We start from the raw sequence: 18,757 nt of genomic DNA on the forward strand, positions 1-18,757 counted from the left end.
TGCTGTGGGAGCCTGCTGTGGGAGCTTGCTGTGGGAGCCTGCTGTGGGAGCCTGCTGTGGGAGCCTGCTGTGGGAGCGGCGGCCTCGCCGCGATGCGCGCGCTGATCATCGACCATCGCTGCACCGATCGCGGCGAGGCCGCCGCTCCGACAGGTCGACGCTGCCACAGGAGTCACTCCAGCATGACGTCAGTCCGGCAATGGCGCCGCGACTTGCATAGCGCTGATGATATGTCGGTTTTTTTTACACAACGCGCTCATCAAGCCAGTTCGACACTCCCGCGCAGGGAGATCACAGCCGACGCCGTTCGACGCCCAATTCGAAAGTCATACGAGTATGGCATTGCTCACACATGCGTCAACGCGATAACCCATTCTCGCCACTAGAGATTCCTGCGCCGCCGCGTTGATCCCGGCAGTCGCACACTGGACGGGCAGGGCCCGCCGAACCGTGGCAACCCAACCCTTCCTGTACGAAGGAATACCGCTTGCTACCAGCGTCTCCGGGCGAAAACGTTCATCGCCATTCAGACTCGGAGATCACCAAAAATGAAAAAACGGGGTCATCAGTTCCTCGCGCTTGCGCTGTCCTGTAGCAGCTTTGCCGCCGTGGCGGCCGACCAGCTTGTGTGGTCGGAAACCTTTCAGCGGTTCACGCCGACATTCCAGACCGTCGGTTCGATCAACACGGCAACCGTACCGGGCGGCACGTCCAGCGCGCTGGTGACCGACCCGACCCGCGTCAAGGGGCCGAATGGCGTCGAGTTCGTCGGCGGACGCATCTGGTGGCCGGATCAGCAGTTGAACCGCGTCGTGTCCTCGCTGCCCGACGGTTCGGATCTGAAGTCATACAATGTTTCCGGCGCCTACGACATCGATGTGCAGGGCGGACTGCTGTATGTGACGCGGCAGAACTCGGGCGACATCCTGACGCTCGACCCGTCGCTGCAATTCCCGCCCGCCGATGTGTTCAAGAGCGGGCTGACGTCACCGTTCGCGATCGACGTGACCGCCGACAGCGTGTTCTGGAGTCAGGTGGGTACATCGAACCGCCTGATGCGCTCGAACCTCGACGGCTCGAACGTGCAGACGCTGCTGACCGGCCTGAACTCGTACGACTTCGAAGTCACCGCCAGCCACATCTACCTGACGACGACCGATGGCTTCGTGAAGCGCAGCAACCTCGACGGCAGCGACCTCACCACGCTGGCCAGCGGGCTGGGCTTCCTGAATGGCATCGATGTCACCGCCGACACGATTTACGTTTCGGCGCTGCAGGCCCTTTTCACAACACCGCAAGGCAACACCACATTGGGCGCCGGTCGCATCCTCAGCATGACGCTCGATGGCAGCGGTGTGGTGGAAGTGGTCCGGGCGCAACAGGATTTCGACCCGAACCTGCCGTTCAGCCCGTCACAGATGCGCGGTGTGGCGGTGCTCGCGGTGCCCGAGCCGTCGTCGTACGCAATGCTGCTGGCGGGACTGGCGCTGACCGGTTTCGCGGCGCGGCGGGTACGGCGGGACTGAATCAGTCTGCTGAAATGAAAAGGGGTCGCGAATGCGGCCCCTTTTCATTCATGCGCCGGCCGGCGTGCTCAGTTGCCGGCCACCGCATCGAGGTGGCGCGTCAGCGCCGAGCGCACGCCCTGCAATGCGGACACCAGTTCGGACAGTTCGCGCGCCGAACAGCCGGTGGCTGGACCGAGCACGGCCGGAATCTCACGGGCGCGCCGGCACGTGTCGTGGCCGGTTTCGGTCAGGTTCAGTTCGACCAGTCGTTCGTCGGCCGTCGACCGGCGACGGGTGATCAGCCCTGCGGTTTCCATGCGCTTGAGCAGCGGCGTCAAAGTACCTGAGTCGAGGAACAGCTGTTCGCCCAGCGCCGACACGCTCAGCGGCCGGTCGGCGTCGCCGAGTGCCAGCAACACGACGTATTGCGGATAGGTCAGGCCGAGCTCGTTGAGCAGCGGCTTGAAGGCTTTGGTCATCGTCAGCGATGACGAGTACAGCGTGAAGCACAGCTGCGCCGTGACCGGCGTGAGATCCATCGCTTCGGGAAGGGCGTCGGTTTTCGGTGGCATCGCCCAATCGTAGCAGCAATCAAATTGAGCCCAGCAACTTGTGGTGCACTGCATGATCGGCGCGACGTTCCGCTGCAAGCCGTCCGCGGACCCAGGCACGGCAACGACGTTTCGCCGCCTTGCCGGGGCCGGTTACCATAGCGCGCGGCGGCCCCGGGCAGGTGGCCCGGCGGGCCGCATTCACTTACGGGGCGGGCAATGCAGATCACTTTCATCGGCGGCGGCAACATGGCCAGTGCGCTGATTGGCGGCTGGATCAGGCGCGGTGGCGACACGGCGGGCATCAGCGTGGTCGAACCGCAGGCCGAGGCACGCGCCCGGCTGGCACGCGAATTCGGCGTACGGGCGGTTGAAGCGCCGGACGCGGCTGCGCTGCGCTGCGACCTGATCGTGCTGGCGGTCAAGCCGCAGCAGATGCGCGAGGTGTGCGCCGGGCTCGCGCCAGGGCTCGACCACCAGACCGTGCTGAGCATCGCGGCGGGCCTGCGCGCGGCAGACCTGTCGCGCTGGCTCGGCGGCTACGCGCGCATCGTGCGCGCCATGCCGAACACGCCGGCACTGATCGGTCAGGGCGTGACCGGCCTGTACGCCGACGCCGCGGTCAGCGACCGCGAGCGCGCCCAGGCGGAACAAGTGCTGGCCGCCGTCGGTACCACGGTGTGGGTGGCGGAAGAACACCTGATCGACGCGGTGACCGCCCTGTCGGGCAGCGGTCCGGCTTATGTATTCCACTTCATCGAAGCCATGGTGCGCGGCGGCGAGGCGCTCGGCCTGAGCGCCGATCAGGCGCACCGGCTCGCGGTCGCCACCTTCACCGGCGCCGCCGCGCTGGCGGCGCAAAGCCCGGAATCGCCCGGCACCCTGCGCGAACGCGTCACGTCGAAGGGCGGCACGACCGAAGCCGCGCTGAAGTCGATGGCCGCCGACGGTGTGGCAGACTCGATCGTGCGCGCACTCGCCGCGGCGGCGGCACGCGGCGCCGAGCTGGGTGACCAGCTGGGTGCGCAATAGGCGCCGACCGCGGCCCGATCCTCTTTCCTTGCTGAATCACCTCACCACGAATCCATGCTGACCGACCTGATCCTGCTCGTCCTCAACGCCGTCGCCGGCTTCGTCACCACATTGCTGCTCGCCCGTTTCTACATGCAGTGGGCGCGTGTCAGCTTCCGCAACCAGCTGGGCCAGTTCGTCATCCAGACAACAGACTGGGCCGTGCTGCCTGCGCGCAAGGTGATTCCCGCAGTGTTCGGCCTCGACATGGCGACCTTCGTCGTGGCCTGGCTGCTGCAGGTCGCGCTGCTGCTGCTGGCGGCCACGCTGCAAGGCGGCCTCGGTGCAGACAACCTGATTCCGCTGATCTTCCTGCGCGGGCTGTTCGAAGTGGCGCGCCTGTCGGTGTGGTTCCTGATCATCGCGCTGCTCGTTTCGGCGGTGCTGAGCTGGGTGTCGCCCGGCAACCCTCTGGGCGGCATCCTGGGTGCCGTGACGCGGCCCTTCCTGCAGCCGATCCAGCGCGTCGTACCCCCGATCGCCAACGTCGACCTGTCACCGCTGGTGCTCATCCTGCTGCTGCAGATCGTGCTCTACCTGATCGATGCGGCATCGCGACAAATCTTCGCACTGGTCATGTGACGCGGACGAACCCCGGCGGCATTCAAGCGGGGCGCGGGCACAGCGGGATTCATTGGGCTTCGCTGATGCATTTCGGGCGGCGCCTGGCCGCCTCTACCGGGCGGCCTTGTCGTTCGCGGGCGTCTCGTACACCACCTGACCGGACACCAGCGTCGCACACACCTTGCCGAGCAGCTCCCGACCGATGAACGGCGTGTTGCGGCCCTGACTGCGCAGCGTCGCGCGGCTGATCATCACGGGCGCATCGGGGTCGAAGATGCACACGTCGGCGGCGCTGCCGATGCGCAGGTGTCCGGCGTCCAGCCCGAGCACGCGTGCGGCGTCCGACGTGATGCGGGCGAGTGCCAGCCGCAGCGGCAGATGCATTTCGCGCGCCCATGACAGCGTCAGCGGCAGCAGCAGTTCCAGCCCCGTGGTGCCCGGTTCGGCTTCGGCGAACGGCACCTGCTTGGCGTCGTCATCGACCGGCGTGTGGTCGGAACACAGCGCGTCGATGCGGCCGTCGGCCAGCGCGGCGCGCAATGCCTCGCGGTCGAACTGCGCGCGCAGCGGCGGAATGGTGCGGCACTGCGGGTCGAAGTAGCCGATGTCGACATCGCACAGGTGCAGCGAGTGGATGGCGACGTCGCAGCTCACCTTCAGCCCGTCGAGCCGTGCCTGATCGATCAGCATCAGCCCGGCCCGGCTGGAAATGCGCGCCAGATGCAGGCGACAGCCGGTGGCGCGGGCCAGTTGCAGCATCTGTCCGATGGCCAGCGTTTCGGCGAGTATCGGTATGCCGGTCAGGCCGAGCCGAGCGGCCACTTCGCCTTCGTGCGCCACGCCATCGGACGACAGGTGCAGATCGGTCGGCTGCAGCCATACGGTGTAGCCGAACGTGGCGGCGTACTGCATGGCGCGGAACAGCACCTGCGTGTCGGCCACCGGCACATTGGCCTGGCTGAACGCAATGCAGCCGGCGTCGAACAGCTCGCCCATTTCGGTGAGCCGCTGACCTTTCAGACCCATGGTCAGCGCGCCGTGCGGATACACATGCGCGAGGTTGAGCATGCGTGCGCGGTGCTTCAGCATTTCCACCAGCCCCGGCTCGTCCAGCACCGGGTCGGTGTCCGGCGGGCAGGCCAGACTGGTGATGCCGCCGGCGACCGCAGCGGCCATTTCGGATTCCAGCGTGGCGCGGTACTCCAGCCCCGGCTCGCGCAGCCGCGCGCACAGGTCGATCAGGCCCGGCGCGACGATGCGCCCGGTGGCGTCGATCACGCGGTTGGCGTGGAAGCCGTCCGGCGCGTCGCCCAGCGCCACCACCTTGCCGGCGGCGATGTACAGGTCGGTCGGCGCATCGATGTCCTGCGCCGGGTCGATCAGGTGACCGCCCTTGATGTGGATCTTCATGCGTTGACTCCGGCGGAGGTCTGTCGAAATGAGTCGAGGGGTGCCATCACGCTTCAACAGACCCCAGCATCGCCATGACGGCCATCCGCACGGCGATGCCGAAAGTGACCTGCGGCAGAATGACGGCCTGCCGGCCGTCGGCCACCGCCGAGTCGATTTCGACGCCGCGGTTCATCGGCCCCGGGTGCAGCACGATGGCGTCCGGCTTGGCCAGCGCCAGCTTTTCCTGCGTCAGGCCGAAGAACTTGAAGTATTCCTGCGGGCTGGGCAGCAGCGAGCCCTGCATGCGTTCGTTCTGCAGCCGCAGCATCATCACGACATCGACGCCGCGCAGACCTTCCGCCATGTCGTGGAAGACGCGACAGCCGAGCCGGTCGATGTCGGCTGGCAGCAGCGTTTTCGGCGCGATGGCGCGCAGGTCGGGCACGCCCAGCGTGGTCAGTGCGTGGATCTGGCTGCGCGCCACTCGCGAATGCAGGATGTCGCCGACGACGGCCACCGACAGCTGCGTGAAGTCGCGCTTGTAGTGGCGGATGGTGTACATGTCGAGCAGGCCCTGCGTCGGGTGCGCGTGCCGCCCATCGCCGGCGTTGATCACGTGAATGTGGTCGCGGCCGGTCGCTTCGAGGTGCTGGGCGATCAGGTAGGGCGCGCCGCTGGAGGCGTGGCGTACGACGAACATGTCGGCCTGCATCGCGGCGAGGTTGTCCACCGTGTCGAGCAGGGTTTCGCCCTTGTTGGTCGAACTGGTGGCGATGTTCAGGTTGATCACATCGGCCGACAGGCGCTTGGCGGCGATTTCGAAGGTGGTGCGCGTGCGCGTGCTGTTTTCGAAAAACAGGTTGAAAACGCTTTTGCCGCGCAGCAGCGGCAGCTTCTTCACCTCGCGTTCGGCCACCACCGTGAACGGCTCGGCCGTATCGAGAATGCGCGTGATGACGTCGCGCGGCAGGCCTTCCGTGGTCAGCAGATGCTGCAGTTCGCCGTGCCGGTTCAGTTGCGGGTTGCGCGCCATGGTCAGCTCCCGGTCAGTCGCAGCGAGAGGGTGTCGCCGTCCTGCGCCAGTTTCACGCGCTGCCCGGACGGCAGGTCGAGCGTCGCGGCGCAGTAGGTCGGCGCCACCGGCAGTTCGCGCCCGCCGCGATCGACCAGCACGGCCAGTTCGACCCGCAGCGGACGGCCGTAGTCGAACAGTTCGTTCAGCGCGGCGCGCACCGTGCGGCCGGTGTGCAGCACGTCGTCGACCAGTATCAGGTGCCGGCCTTCGACCTCGAAGGGCAGCGCCGACGAGCGGGTGTCGCGCGCCAGACCGCGCTTGGCGTAGTCGTCGCGGTAGAAGCTCACGTCGAGCGAGCCGGTCGGCTGGGCCAGACCCAGCAGGGCGTGCAGTCGTTGCGCCAGCCACACGCCGCCGGTGTGCAGGCCGACCAGCGCCGTGTCGGCGCCGACCCGCGGGCGAATCTGGTCGGCCAGCACGACCAGCAGGTGTTCTGCGTCAGGCAGTGACATCGAAATAGTCCTTGAGGATGAGCTGGGCCGCGTGTGCGTCCAGTTTCTGCTTGCGGCTGCGCCAGTCGCGCACGCCGCCTTCGTCGCGCAACTGGCTGTCCGCTTCGGCCGAGGTGTAGCGCTCGTCCTGCAGCACGACCGGCAGGCGGTAGCGCCCTTCGAGCTGGCGCGCAAAGCGTTCGGCGCGCACCGTCATGTCGTGCGGCACGCCGTCGGGCGACAGTGGCAGACCGACCACCAGCGTGACCGGTTTCCATTCGTCGAGCAGTCGACCGACGGCCGACCAGCGGGCGTCGTTGGTTTCGGCATCGAAGGTGAGCAGCGGACTGGCGCTGCGCAGTTCGCATTCGCCCACGGCAACGCCGATGCGTTTTTCGCCGAAGTCGAACGCCAGCACGGTACCGCGCGCAGGAAGACCACCCGGTTCAGGCATGCCCGGCCACGTCGGACAGCGACGCGAAATCGACGCCGAGCAGCTGCATCGCGGCGACCAGACGTTCTTCCGGCGGCAGGTCGAAGATGATGCCGCTGTCGGCGCGCACCGTGAGCCAGGCGTTCTGCGCCATTTCCCATTCGATCTGGCCCGCCTGCCAGCCGGCATAGCCGAGCGTGACCAGCACATCGTCCGGCTCGATTTCGCTGCCCAGCGCCTGCAGCACGTCGCGCGACGAGGTCAGGCCCAGCCCGTTGCCGACATCGATGGTGGATTGCCATTCGCCGACCGGGCGGTGCAGCACGAAGCCGCGGTCGGTCTGCACCGGGCCGCCGAAGTAGACCGGCTGGCCCTGGAAGCGCGGCGATTCGAGCGTGAGTTCGATGCGCTCGAACAGGTCTTCGAGCGACATGTCGATCGGCCGGTTGACGATGACGCCGAGCGCGCCCTGGTCGTTGTGCTCGCACACCAGCGTGAGCGTGCGGGCGAAATTCTTATCCGCCATGGCGGGCATGGCGATCAGGAAGTGGCCGGTGAGATTGACCGTGGAAGTCGGTGCGTGCGCGTGCATGGCGGGATTTTATCCGTGTTGTGCGTTTGTCGCAGAACCTGTGCGACCCTCGCGACTCGAAAACGCGATCGAATCGTGGAGGTGGGTGTGGCAAAGAGTTCGTCCCGGCTGGTGTGGTTCCGTCGCGACCTGCGGGTGGATGACCACGCCGCGCTGTATTACGCGCTGCGCGAAGGCGGCCCGGTGTGGTGCGCATTCGTGTTCGACACCGAAATACTGGACGAACTGCTGCGCGAAGGCTGGCGCGCCGACCGGCGGGTCGAATTCATCCACGCCGCGATCGTGGAGCTGGATGCGGCCCTGCGCGACCTCGGTGGCGGCCTCATCGTGCGCCACGGTCGCGCGCGCGACCTGGTGCCCGCGCTGGCGCGCGAGCTGGGTGTGGACACCGTGGTCTGCAACCGCGACTACGAGCCGGCGGCACGGCTGCGCGACGCCGAGGTCAGCGCTGAACTGGCGCGGCACGGCATCGGCTTCGAACAGTACAAGGATCAGGTCATTTTCGAGTGCGACGAAGTGCTGACGCTGGCGCACAAGCCGTTCTCGGTATTCACGCCGTACAAGAACGCCTGGCTGAAGAAGCTCACGTCGTATCAGCTTCAGGCCTATCCGGTACGCCGTCACGCGGCCGCATTCGCTGCGGCGCCGACCGCCGCCATGCCGTCGCTGTCCGACATCGGGTTCGAGCCGACCAATCTGGCGACGCTGAAGCTGCCCATCGGGGCGTCCGGCGCCGAAACGCTGTTCGATGAATTTCTCGACCGCATCGACCGCTACAAGCAGACGCGCGACTTTCCGGCGGCCAAGGGACCGAGCTATCTGTCGGTGCATCTGCGCTTCGGCACGATATCGGTGCGCCGGTTGGCACGCGAGGCGCATGCGCGCGGTGGCGCCGGTGCCGAAGGCTGGCTGAACGAACTGATCTGGCGCGATTTCTATTTCCAGATCCTGTGGCACAACCCGCACGTGCTCAACGGCAGCTTCCGGCCCGAATTCGATGCGGTGCGCTGGGTGGACGACGAGGCGCGCTTCGCCGCGTGGTGCGAAGGACGCACCGGTTATCCGCTGGTCGATGCGGCGCAGCGCCAGCTGGCGCAGACCGGCTACATGCACAACCGGCTGCGCATGGTCAGCGCGTCCTTCCTGACCAAGGATCTGGGCATTTCCTGGCGGCGCGGCGAGCACTGGTTCGCGCGCACGCTGAACGACTTCGATCTGGCGGCCAACAACGGCGGCTGGCAGTGGGCGGCATCGACCGGCTGCGACGCCCAGCCCTGGTTCCGCATCTTCAACCCGGTCACGCAGTCGGAGAAATTCGACGCTGATGGCCAGTTCATCCGCCGCTACTGCCCGGAACTCGCGAAGTTCGACCGCAAGCGCATCCACGCGCCCTGGCTGGCGACGGCGCTGGAACAGCAGATGGCGGGCTGTGTGATCGGCCGCGACTACCCGGCGCCGGTGGTGGACCACGCAGCGGCGCGCGAGGCGACGCTGGAACGGTTCAAGGCAGTGAAGGGGGGCGTGGCGTAGCGGGGGCTTGTTGGGCATCGCTGCGCTCACCCCAACCTACGGGTGACTTGGCGCGGGTGTTGTTGGGCATCGCTTCGCTCACCCCAACCTACAGGTTTGGCAGGCAGGTCAGGCGGTGCGACAGTCCTGAACGACGCCTCAGTCCTGCCGGAACACGTCGCGATAGCTCGCGTAGATCGCGCCGAAGGTGACCGGCAGGAGTACCAGCCAGCCCAGCATGGCCGGGATCGACGCCAGTACGACGAGCACGATGTAGATCAGCGCGAACACCAGAAAGGCCGGCGCGTTGCGCAGGCAGGCGTAGAAGCTGACGCGCATCGCTTCGATGGCGGTCATGCGGTGGAACATCACCAGCGCGGGCGCGAACCACACGGCCATCAGCACGGGCGCCATCAGCATCACGGCAATCACCAGCAGCAACGAGGTTGCGGCCGACACGACCAGCAGCGCGGCGAATGCAGCAAGCCCGGCCAGCCCGGCGACGATGGCCGACATCAACAGCACGAACAGTGTCACCGCGAGCATCGCGCCCAGATACCAGCCACCCAGCGCGAGCAGCGGATTGACCCGTTCTCCGAAGCCGGCCCACAGATGCGCCAGCTCGAACGGTTCGCCGCGCGACAGCGCGCGGCAACCGTGCATGATGCCGCCCAGCGTCACCATCGCCAGCAAGGTCGCCGCGATGGTGCCGAACAGCGGCACCACATTGAGCGCCACCAGCCCGACCGTCCAGATGACGGTGATGACGATCCACAGGCCGGGCGCGGCCAGGAAACACTGCCAGCCCTGACGCAGCCATTCCACGCCGCGGCCGGCCGGCAGGCCCTGCGACTCGGGCGCCGTGACGTCCGGTACGACGACCGGCTGCGGCGCCGGCTCGAAGGGGTTGTGGCCTGAGCTGTTCATGGACAACATGATTCCACATCCGCGCGCTGTGTCGTGCGCCGGCTGTCGCGCGCCGTCCACACCGACGCGCTGCACCGGCAGGACCTCACACGATGCACGCGCTTGCAACGGGCGCGCGGCCCATGTTCCACTAGACTTCAGAAGTGTTCGCCGACGCTGCAGCGGGTCTGTCGCGCCGCGCCCCTCCGGGAGACCTTCATGAAACTGACCACCTTGTGCGCCGTGTCGGCGCTGCTCACGTCGTCCGCCGCGCTGGCCGGCGGCATGGGCCACGTGCCCGTCACGCCGATCGGCGGCGACCCGTACGGACCGGACACCGGTATCGGCGGTGCCGGACCGGGCGGCATGATCGGCCAGCATCCGCGCGACCTGATCCGGCCGAATGCGCGCAGCCGCACGACCCACATCTATCCGACACTGCGTGGCACGCAGATCCGCGACTATTCGCGACCGGGTGTGCGCATCGAGGAAGATGCCTACGGCACCCGCGTGTATCCCACCGCGCCGTACGGCAATGTGCGCGACTACCGTCAGCCCGGCTGGCGCATCGAACAGGACCGCTGATCCGCAGCCGCCCCGCCCGGCGGCGCTTCCTTCAACCTCACGACACGCCGGCCGCGCAGCCGGCGCCCTCCCCCGATGACCGAACTTCCGAAACACGAACTGACCATGACGGTGCTGATGACACCCGACATGGCGAACTTCTCCGGCAATGTGCACGGTGGATCGCTGCTCAAGCTGCTCGATCAGGTGGCCTACGCCTGTGCGGCGCGTTTTGCACAGAGCTATGTGGTGACGCTGTCGGTCGATCAGGTCATCTTCCGCAGCCCGATCCACGTCGGCGAACTGGTCACCTTCCTCGCGTCGGTCAATTTCACCGGTTCCACGTCGATGGAAGTCGGCGTCAAGGTGATGACGGAGAACATCCGCGAACACACGACGCGTCACACCAACACCTGCTATCTGACCATGGTGGCGATGGACGAGGCGCGCCGCCCGTGCCGCGTGCCCCCGCTGACACCGGCCACGCCTGAGCAGCGGCGACGCCAGACCGCCGCCAAGGTGCGCCGGCAGATGCGGCTGGAATTCGACCAGCGCTTCCATGAACTGATGCAGGCCGAACAGGCGAAAGCCGGCGAGGTGAACGAATGATCGATTACGAGCACGATGTATCCGCCATCGATGCTGCGCTGATCCGGCATGGCATGGCGTCCATCCACCTGCTGCGCGCCGGTGACGAGGCGGCGCTGGTCGACTGCGGCACCGGCCATTCGCTGCCCAATGTGCTGGCCGCGCTGGCGCACAAGGGCATCGCCGCCGAACAGCTGCGCTACATCATCCTGACCCACGTGCATCTGGACCACGCCAGCGGCGCCGGTGCCGCGATGCGCGCGTTTCCGAACGCGCAGCTGGTGGTGCATCCGCGCGGCGCACGCCACATGATCGATCCGTCGAAACTGATTGCCGGCGCCACCGAGGTCTACGGCACGCAGGCGATGGACGACATGTATGGCGACATCCTGCCGGTCGACGCCACGCGCGTGATCGAAACGCATGACGGTTACATGCTCGACTTCAACGGCCGCACACTCGAATTCATCGACACGCCGGGCCACGCGAAGCACCATCACTGCATCTGGGACGCGCGCGCCCGCGGCTGGTTCACCGGCGACACCTTCGGTCTGGCCTACCCGGAATGCACGGTCGATGGCCGCGCCTTCATCTTCCCGACCACGTCGCCGGTGCAGTTCGATCCGGTCGCGATGCGCGCGTCGGTCGAGCGTCTGCTGTCGCGGCAGCCGGAGGCGATGTTCCTGACCCACTACGGCAAGGTGACCGGCGTACCGGCGCTGGGCCGCGCGCTGCTGTCGCGCATCGACGCCCACGTGGCGATCGCCAGGGCGGCCGACAGTGCCGGCGACGGCCGCAAGCAGGCGCTGCTGGCCGCGCTGACCGCCTATCTGATGGACGAACTGCGCGCCCACGGCAGCCCGCTCACACGTGACGAGGCGATGGCCGTGTGGGGGCTGGACATCGAACTCAACGCGCAGGGTCTCGAGGTGTGGCTCGACACTGCACAGGCCTGATGGCGTGCACTTGATCCCCGCTTGGCGCGGCGATCAGTCGTCGCGCTCGAAATGACGCTGCCAGCGCGCGCACCCCTCGCGGATCATCGTCAGCTTGTCGTCGCGCAGACCCGCCAGATCGGCTTCGTCCAGCCAGCCCTCCGCGCGCAGCAGCAGCACAAAAAGGGAAATCAGTTCCGAGTATCGGAATTCGTACTTCCTGCCCATTTAGCCATCCCGCTCGGCCAGAAACCGGTAGACCGCCCACATGTCATGCTGCGTCGCAGCCGCCGCGGCGCGCGCCTTGAAATCCGCCAGCAGCGATGCCTCTTCGCGGGCCAGCGCCGTGTCGAACGCCTGTCGCGCGATCTTCCTCTCGCTGTTCGACCAGGTGATGCGGTCCATGCAGCATGCTCCTCTCCGGATCGGGAAGGCCTCGACGTCACACCGGTGACGACTGGGCTATCCTCGCGCTGCGCGGCATGTCTGCGCACGCCGACCGCCCGCCCGCCCTCGATGGCCGGCGCAAAAAATATAAACAGGAGACTTCCATGCTGCAACGTGTCACGTCGCTGTCCGTCCGGCTGGTCGAAAGATGGCTGCCCGATCCGTTCGTGCTGGTGCTGCTGCTGACGCTGCTCGTGTTCGCAGCCGGCATCGGTGTCGAGGGACAGTCGCCAGTGGCGATGCTTGAGCACTGGGGCAAGGGCTTCTGGAACCTGCTGCAGTTTTCGATGCAGATGGTGCTGATACTGGTGACCGGCTGGGTGCTGGCGACGACGCTGTTCTTCCGCCGCATTCTCGAGGCGATCGCAAAGCTGGCGCACACGCCGGGGCAGGCCATCCTGCTGGTGAGCGTGGTGTCGCTGGTGGCAAGCTGGCTCAACTGGGGTTTCGGCCTGGTCATCGGCGCGATGTTCGCGCGCCAGCTGGCGCGCGGCGTGACGGGCGTCGACTACCGTCTGCTGATCGCCAGCGCCTACAGCGGCTTCGTCATCTGGCATGGCGGCCTGTCGGGCTCGGTGCCGCTCACGCTCGCCACCGCCGACCACTTCCTTGCCGCCCGCACCGGTGTCATCGCCACCGGCGACACGATCTTCTCGACCTTCAACCTGCTCATCGTGCTGGCGCTGTTCATCTGCGTGCCGATACTGAACCGGCTGATGATGCCGCGACCCGAAGACACGGTGACGGTCGATCCGGCGCTGCTGATCGACGTCGAATTCGTGCCCGACACCACCACCGACACGCCGGCCGCGCGGCTTGACAACAGCATCCTTCTGGCGCAGTCGGTCGGCATCATGGGCCTGGTGTTCTCCGGCTATTACTTTCTGGTCAGCGCCGGCACCCTGAACCTGAACATCGTCAATTTCATGTTCCTGTTCCTCGGCATCATGCTGCACGGCCGACCCAGCCGGTTTCTGGCGGCGATCGGCGACGCTGCGCGCGGTTCGGGCGGCATCATCGTGCAGTTTCCGTTCTATGCCGGCCTGATGGGCATGATCGTCGGTTCGGGCCTCGCGGTGACGATGTCGAATGTGTTCGTTGCCGTGTCGACCGATGCCACCCTGCCGCTGTTTGCCTTCCTCAGCGCCGGCCTGGTCAACATCTTTGTACCGTCCGGCGGTGGTCAGTGGGCAGTACAGGGGCCGATCATGGTCGAGGCCGCCGCCAGCATGGGCGCCGATCTGCCGCGAGTGGCGATGGCGGTGGCCTGGGGCGACGCATGGACCAACCTGATCCAGCCCTTCTGGGCCCTGCCCGCGCTGGCCATCGCAGGACTGCGCGCGAAGGACATCATGGGCTACTGCCTGATCACGCTGTTCATGTCGGGCGTGGTGATCGGCCTCGGGCTGACATTCATGCCGTGACGAAGCGGCCGGAGGATCCGCATCACGCGATGACTTCCGCATGCCGAAGCGACGGTGATCGGCGAAGGTGGCGCGACGACGAAGTCTGCGCCCATCGCCGAGTGAGCAGCGCTCAGCCGCTTGACCGCAAGGTGGCCAGCAAGGTGATTTCAGGCACGCTGCCGAGTGCCTTCGACAACGGGCAGTCCCGTTTTGCCGCCTGTGCGATCCCCTGGAACCGGGTCTCGTCAAGGCCGGGCACGGAAGCTTCCAGCGTCAGGGCGATGCGGTCGATCACGAAACCGTCTCCGGCGACGCTCAGGCGCACGCTCGCACGGGTGTCGAGCAGGGTCGTGCCGAAGCCGGCCTTGTCGCAGGCAAACGAGAAGGCCATCGTGAAGCAGGCTGCGTGCGCGGCGCCGAGCAGCTCTTCCGGATTCGTGCCCTGGCGGTCGTCCTCGAAGCGGCTCGCGAATCCGTATGGATACGCCTTGAGCGCGCCTGTTTGCGTGCTGACCTGGCCCTTGCCCTGCTTGCCCCGGCCTTCCCAGTGAATGTGCGCAGTCTTGTCGTTCATCGTGATTCCTTTCGGTGGGTGATCGGTGATCGGGGCGATCGCTGCGGCCTCGTCACTTCAGACGCGGCGCGAGCAGGGATTTGTCGGGCTGACTCAGGCGTCCGGCGCGCAGCTCCGTTACCGCGGCTGCAACGGACCTTGCAACGTTGCGCACTTCTTCCTGCACCGCCAGATCCTCGTCGAGCGCAGCGTGGCTTTCGCAGTACAACCCGTAGTAACCGATGTAGCGGTCGAGCTTTGCTGTCGAGCCGGCATCGATGAGGCCCATCCATTCGAGCCAGTCAGTCAGATTGCGACGATGGTCTTCGACGCCTGCGACGTCGCCGTGGACCACCACGCCGAACGTACGCCCCGCCAGGTGTTTGGGATAGGCCCAACCTGACTGCTCGAGCTGTCTGGCTTCGTCCAGATGCTTGCCGTGCGTCGTGGTCGGGTCCGCATTGCCGCCGTCCGCGCACACCATGCGGTCCATCATCAGTTTCAGCGGGCTCGGCGCCTGATACCAATAGGTCGGCGCCAGCAGAATCACACCGTGCGCCGCAACCCATTTCTCATAGATATCGGCCATCCAGTCGTCGGCCTGGGCCAGTGCATGGTTGGGGTAACATGTGCAAGGCCAGTGGCACAACGGCATCGCGCTCGACACGCAGCCCTTGCAGGGATAGATGTTGCGTCCGTACTCCGACGTCACCAGACTCAGGTCGAGCACATCGGTGTCGACACCGGCCGCGTTGAGCACCTGCTGCGCAATGCCGGTCAGTCGCCAGGTTTTCGACACCTCTCCCGGACAGGTGCCGTCGTTGCGTGCGCTGCCGCAGACCAGCAGTACGCGCGACCGGGCGGCACTGTCCTGCCAGCGCGCCTGTGCGTCCTGCAAACGCCGGCGTGTATCGAGCCATTGCACGGAAAGCTCGTAGGCCGGATCGGCAAAGTCACTGCCGGCAGGCGTCGTGACGGGTGCTTTGCGCCCATCGCGCAGTGCCTGCCAGGCAATCTCCTCGAGGCGTGCGATGGCTGCGCGCTCACCGGCGAACGCCGGGTCGTAGAAACGCACTTCGAAACGGTCGTGGAACTGTTCGCGCGTCAAGGCTGCGGGCGCCTGCCCCTTGCGGATAGCGGTCATGTCGATGCTTCACTCCGGCTGCCGATCGAAGATGGGGGCCGCGCGCCGGCCGCCCTGCCATGCGTCGCGCAGCGACTTGTTCCTGCCACACCGGTCACCCGAAAGCGTCGGATGATCAAGGCGAACAACTGCAACGCTGTAGGCGATCCTTGCAGCCATGAAGGGCGCCGTCTGTGTGTCAGCGTACCGATCCGTCGGAGGCCCGGCATCCCCTGGCGTGCCGGTGAGGTCGTACAGCGCCCTGCGGCGAATGGCGGAGCCTGGACGCGGATGTGACTTTCTGACGGGCTGGCTCAAAGGCCGGCCGGTGAGTGGCTCGACGCCTGAGGGGTCTGCATTGATCCGGAGGCAACGGGAAGCATGCGCAGTCCGCGCGCACCGGTGCCGAGCGCACCCGCGAAGAAGTGCCGGCTAACCCGATGCTGGAGCAGCGCAGCGCCGAACCCGCCGAGCATGGTCCCGCCCGGCCTGATCCTGTCGGGGACGGTCGTCGGCGACCCTGCGGTCGCACAGCCGTCTATCGATAGCGCGCCGCCGTGATGAACTGGCCGAATGTTTCGCACCACACGATGACTGTCGTGTAGCGCGTGACGTCGATCGAGGGTGGCACCTCGACGACGAAATTGTCGAAGGTGCGCACGTCGCCGACGCGCACCATGGCCGGCTTCAGGCGCGCGAAATCAGCTTCGGTCTCGACGAATTCCGGCGACAGGTAGAGCTTGTAGTCCGGCCCGGGTGCCAGCCGGCCGGTCAGCGCGATGCGCTCGCCTCCGATCGACACCGTACCTTCGCCCCAGTGCAGCAGATCGCTGTCCTTCAGGTCGCGCCGGAACTGGCCGGTGAACATCGCACCTCCCGCGGCAGACGCGGCTTCGGCCGCGGTCGGTGGCGGGGGTGCCGTCAGGATGGGCAGGGCATAGATGCCCAGCGCGAAGCCGATGCCGAGCATGGCGGCATGGGACGCGGCAAGCAGGACAACAGGTTTCATGGGCTCGGAGCGTAACGCAACAGGACGGTCAGTGATTGCCGAAAAGGGACCGGACGCGCGGTCGATTGCTGTCAGGTGCCCGCGCACGTCGGCGCAGGCAGAAAGATGTCCACCCGGAGGCCGCCAAGTGTCGCGCAGTCGAGCAGGTCGAGGCGACCACCGTGGGCGAACGCGATTTCGCGCGCAATGGCGAGCCCCAGTCCACTGCCCTCCCGGCGCTCGCCCTTGCCCCGGCCGAAGCGCCCGAGCACGAGCATTCGCTGGGCCGGTGCGATGCCCGGACCGCTGTCGCGGACGCTGATCAGCGCACCCTGCTCGTGTGCGTCGGTCCGGATGACCACCTCGCCGCCGGACGGCGTGTAGCGCAATGCGTTGTCGATGATGTTCGCCAGCATTTCCGGCAGCAGCACGCGGTCGCCGTGCAGCAGGGGCAGGTCGGACGCGGATTCCATCCGCACGTCGGTGCCGCAGGCGACAGCGGTCGGAATCGCTGCGGCGACCACATCCTCGACAAGCGCGCACTGGCCGCTTCCAGATCGCGCATCACCTGCTCGCGCTGCGCCCCGTCGGGCGTGCGCAAGGCCAGCTCGGCCAGGGCCCGCAACACGGTGACCGGCGTACGCAGCTGATGGGTTGCATCGGCAATGAAGCGTCGCTGGGCATCGATCGTGCGACCCAGCCGGGCCATCAGCTCATTGATCACATGGACCTGGTCATACACTTCCGCCGGCAGGTCGGTTTCGTCGATCGGGCCGAGATCGGCGTGGCTGCGCTGGGCAATCGAGCGACTGATGCGATGCAGCGGCGCAATACCCCGGCCCACGCCGTACCAGAGCAGCAGGATCAGGCCGGCCACGAACACGGCCTGCGGCGCGAGCATGTACGCGGTGGCTTCCTGCGCCATCACTTCCCGCTTCTTCAGCGTTTCGGCGACGCGTACGAACAGGTCCTGCTCCGGCTGTTCGCTGCGCACCACGAACTGGGCCAGGCGCACCCGCTGACCCTCCACGCTGCCGTCGTAGATGACGGTTCCGCCGCCGGCGTCGGCCGGATTGCCGGGCAGGACATGACTGCCGGCCAACGCACGCCCACTGCGGTCGGTGACGCTGTAATAGACGGTATCGATCTCGTCGAACACCAGCATCTGCCGTGCAGCCGGTGGCAGATCGACATCGACGCCGCCACGTTCCGGCCGGATGCGGCCCGCCAGCGTACGCACCGTGTCTTCCAGTGCGCGGTCGTAAGCCAGATTGGCGAAGTGCAGCACGATGCCGTGGGTGGCCCAGATCCACAGTGCGGTCAGCGCGAGCACCGGTGGCAGCAGCCAGCGCAGAAGACGCAGTCTGAGCGGGGTGCGTTCAGGGCGCATCCGGCTTCTCCAGCAGATAGCCCAGGCCGTGCAGCGTGCGGATGCGGATGCCATGCGGTTCGAGTTTTCGCCGCAGGCGGTGGATGTAGACCTCGATTGCGTTCAGGCCCAGTTCGCTGTCCCAGTCGCTCAGCTTGCGCACCAGACGCGACTTGATGACGGCTTCGCCGGCACGCTGCATCAGCGCATCGAGTATCGCGGCTTCACGTGCAGACAGATCAAGCGGGGTACCGCCGGCACTGGCCTGACGGGTCGCCGGGTCGAACTCCAGCGCACCGTGGATCAGGCGACTGGCGCTGCCGCCGGTCCGGCGGATCAGCGCGGCGATGCGCGCTTCCAGTTCCGGCAGTGCGAAGGGTTTCGTCAGGTAGTCGTCGGCGCCATGCCGCAGTCCCTGAACGCGCTGATCGACACTGTCGCGCGCCGACAGCACCAGCACCGGCGTGCGATTGCCGCGCTCGCGCAGCTGCGCCAGCAGGCGCATGCCGTCGGTGTCGGGCAGACCCAGATCCAGCACCATCAGCGCATGGTCGCTCACCTGCAGCGCGGCGAGCGCGCTGCAGCCGTCGCCGACGGCGTCCACGGCATAGCCGGACAGCTTGAGTGCATGGGTCAGCGTACTGCGCAAGGCGCTGTCGTCTTCCACTACCAGAACGCGCATACCCCTCCCGTGTCGGATCCGCCCGCCGCCGCCGCTGCAGCAACGACACAAGGCGGGCGGCTGAAAGAAC

23 protein-coding genes are annotated in these 18,757 nt (G+C 66.8%); 8 read left to right on the forward strand and 15 right to left on the reverse strand.

The genetic code is table 11. The features are described 5' to 3' along the window. Positions 1-548: 548 nt before the first annotated feature. Entirely contained in the window at positions 549-1,526 is a 978-nt protein-coding gene (locus tag ACTIFF_RS16025) for a PEP-CTERM sorting domain-containing protein (protein ID WP_439537728.1), read from the forward strand. Between the two features lie 68 nt (positions 1,527-1,594). On the opposite strand, the gene ACTIFF_RS16030 is transcribed toward ACTIFF_RS16025, so the two are convergent. Continuing rightward, complete coding sequence (locus ACTIFF_RS16030; protein WP_439537729.1) at positions 1,595-2,080, reverse strand: MarR family winged helix-turn-helix transcriptional regulator; 486 nt, start codon at positions 2,078-2,080, stop codon at positions 1,595-1,597. 198 nt (positions 2,081-2,278) lie between these two features. Between ACTIFF_RS16030 and proC the strand changes: the two genes are divergently transcribed. Continuing rightward, on the forward strand, positions 2,279-3,091 hold the full coding sequence (gene proC, locus ACTIFF_RS16035; protein ID WP_439537730.1) for a pyrroline-5-carboxylate reductase: 813 nt from the start codon (positions 2,279-2,281) through the stop codon (positions 3,089-3,091). 54 nt (positions 3,092-3,145) lie between these two features. After that, entirely contained in the window at positions 3,146-3,712 is a 567-nt protein-coding gene (locus ACTIFF_RS16040) for a YggT family protein (RefSeq protein ID WP_439537731.1), read from the forward strand. Positions 3,713-3,805: 93 nt separating this feature from the next. On the opposite strand, the gene ACTIFF_RS16045 is transcribed toward ACTIFF_RS16040, so the two are convergent. The 5 genes from ACTIFF_RS16045 to ACTIFF_RS16065 are packed head-to-tail and all read right to left on the reverse strand — an operon-like array spanning position 3,806 to position 7,617. After that, on the reverse strand, positions 3,806-5,104 hold the full coding sequence (locus tag ACTIFF_RS16045) for a dihydroorotase (protein ID WP_439537732.1): 1,299 nt from the start codon (positions 5,102-5,104) through the stop codon (positions 3,806-3,808). Between the two features lie 46 nt (positions 5,105-5,150). Then, positions 5,151-6,119, reverse strand: a complete 969-nt coding sequence (locus ACTIFF_RS16050; RefSeq protein WP_257097959.1) for an aspartate carbamoyltransferase catalytic subunit — start codon at positions 6,117-6,119, stop codon at positions 5,151-5,153. A gap of 2 nt (positions 6,120-6,121) precedes the next feature. Further along, positions 6,122-6,613, reverse strand: a complete 492-nt coding sequence (gene pyrR, locus ACTIFF_RS16055; protein ID WP_439537733.1) for a bifunctional pyr operon transcriptional regulator/uracil phosphoribosyltransferase PyrR — start codon at positions 6,611-6,613, stop codon at positions 6,122-6,124. Then, positions 6,600-7,046 (reverse strand): Holliday junction resolvase RuvX, encoded by a 447-nt coding sequence (gene ruvX, locus ACTIFF_RS16060; protein WP_439537734.1) that lies wholly within the window; start codon positions 7,044-7,046, stop codon positions 6,600-6,602. Before ruvX ends, pyrR begins: the two co-directional genes overlap by 14 nt. Continuing rightward, entirely contained in the window at positions 7,039-7,617 is a 579-nt protein-coding gene (locus ACTIFF_RS16065) for a YqgE/AlgH family protein (protein ID WP_257097963.1), read from the reverse strand. The genes ruvX and ACTIFF_RS16065 overlap by 8 nt, the downstream gene beginning before the upstream one ends. 87 nt (positions 7,618-7,704) lie before the next feature. On the opposite strand from ACTIFF_RS16065, the gene ACTIFF_RS16070 reads away from it, so the two are divergent. Next, entirely contained in the window at positions 7,705-9,147 is a 1,443-nt protein-coding gene (locus ACTIFF_RS16070) for a cryptochrome/photolyase family protein (protein WP_439537735.1), read from the forward strand. A gap of 138 nt (positions 9,148-9,285) precedes the next feature. Here the strand turns inward: ACTIFF_RS16070 and ACTIFF_RS16075 are convergent, their stop codons facing one another. Beyond that, positions 9,286-10,053: a BPSS1780 family membrane protein gene (locus tag ACTIFF_RS16075; protein WP_439537736.1), complete on the reverse strand. Its 768-nt coding sequence runs from the start codon at positions 10,051-10,053 to the stop codon at positions 9,286-9,288. A gap of 198 nt (positions 10,054-10,251) precedes the next feature. Between ACTIFF_RS16075 and ACTIFF_RS16080 the strand changes: the two genes are divergently transcribed. From ACTIFF_RS16080 to ACTIFF_RS16090, 3 genes are all read left to right on the forward strand, one after another. Next, positions 10,252-10,617, forward strand: coding sequence for a hypothetical protein (locus tag ACTIFF_RS16080; RefSeq protein WP_439537737.1), 366 nt, complete (start codon positions 10,252-10,254; stop codon positions 10,615-10,617). Between the two features lie 75 nt (positions 10,618-10,692). Continuing rightward, complete coding sequence (locus tag ACTIFF_RS16085; protein WP_439537738.1) at positions 10,693-11,205, forward strand: acyl-CoA thioesterase; 513 nt, start codon at positions 10,693-10,695, stop codon at positions 11,203-11,205. Next, positions 11,202-12,140, forward strand: a complete 939-nt coding sequence (locus tag ACTIFF_RS16090; RefSeq protein WP_439537739.1) for an MBL fold metallo-hydrolase — start codon at positions 11,202-11,204, stop codon at positions 12,138-12,140. Before ACTIFF_RS16085 ends, ACTIFF_RS16090 begins: the two co-directional genes overlap by 4 nt. Before the next feature lie 33 nt (positions 12,141-12,173). Here ACTIFF_RS16090 and ACTIFF_RS16095 read toward each other — a convergent pair whose 3' ends face one another. Next, positions 12,174-12,347, reverse strand: a complete 174-nt coding sequence (locus ACTIFF_RS16095) for a hypothetical protein (protein ID WP_439537740.1) — start codon at positions 12,345-12,347, stop codon at positions 12,174-12,176. Beyond that, positions 12,348-12,524: a hypothetical protein gene (locus tag ACTIFF_RS16100; RefSeq protein WP_439537741.1), complete on the reverse strand. Its 177-nt coding sequence runs from the start codon at positions 12,522-12,524 to the stop codon at positions 12,348-12,350. A 146-nt stretch (positions 12,525-12,670) separates the two neighbouring features. Here ACTIFF_RS16100 and ACTIFF_RS16105 point away from each other — a divergent pair, with 146 nt between their 5' ends. Further along, positions 12,671-13,990 carry a short-chain fatty acid transporter gene (locus ACTIFF_RS16105; protein ID WP_439537742.1) on the forward strand — a complete coding sequence of 440 codons (1,320 nt, stop codon included), beginning with the start codon at positions 12,671-12,673 and terminating at the stop codon, positions 13,988-13,990. A 112-nt stretch (positions 13,991-14,102) separates the two neighbouring features. On the opposite strand, the gene ACTIFF_RS16110 is transcribed toward ACTIFF_RS16105, so the two are convergent. From ACTIFF_RS16110 to ACTIFF_RS16135, 6 genes are all read right to left on the reverse strand, one after another. Continuing rightward, positions 14,103-14,546: an OsmC family protein gene (locus ACTIFF_RS16110; protein WP_439537743.1), complete on the reverse strand. Its 444-nt coding sequence runs from the start codon at positions 14,544-14,546 to the stop codon at positions 14,103-14,105. A gap of 52 nt (positions 14,547-14,598) precedes the next feature. Then, positions 14,599-15,669: a flavodoxin family protein gene (locus ACTIFF_RS16115; RefSeq protein ID WP_439537744.1), complete on the reverse strand. Its 1,071-nt coding sequence runs from the start codon at positions 15,667-15,669 to the stop codon at positions 14,599-14,601. Between the two features lie 517 nt (positions 15,670-16,186). Then, a complete protein-coding gene (locus tag ACTIFF_RS16120) occupies positions 16,187-16,657 on the reverse strand; it encodes a DM13 domain-containing protein (RefSeq protein WP_439537745.1) in 471 nt (156 codons plus the stop codon). 71 nt (positions 16,658-16,728) lie between these two features. Next, entirely contained in the window at positions 16,729-17,067 is a 339-nt protein-coding gene (locus ACTIFF_RS16125) for an ATP-binding protein (protein WP_439537746.1), read from the reverse strand. Then, positions 16,959-18,026 carry a sensor histidine kinase N-terminal domain-containing protein gene (locus tag ACTIFF_RS16130; RefSeq protein ID WP_439537747.1) on the reverse strand — a complete coding sequence of 356 codons (1,068 nt, stop codon included), beginning with the start codon at positions 18,024-18,026 and terminating at the stop codon, positions 16,959-16,961. The genes ACTIFF_RS16125 and ACTIFF_RS16130 overlap by 109 nt, the downstream gene beginning before the upstream one ends. Continuing rightward, positions 18,016-18,687, reverse strand: a complete 672-nt coding sequence (locus ACTIFF_RS16135; protein ID WP_439537748.1) for a response regulator — start codon at positions 18,685-18,687, stop codon at positions 18,016-18,018. Before ACTIFF_RS16135 ends, ACTIFF_RS16130 begins: the two co-directional genes overlap by 11 nt. Between the last annotated feature and the right edge of the window lie 70 nt (positions 18,688-18,757).

Source organism: Methyloversatilis sp. (assembly GCF_051861465.1).
In the GTDB taxonomy this organism is placed as follows: Bacteria; Pseudomonadota; Gammaproteobacteria; order Burkholderiales; family Rhodocyclaceae; genus Methyloversatilis.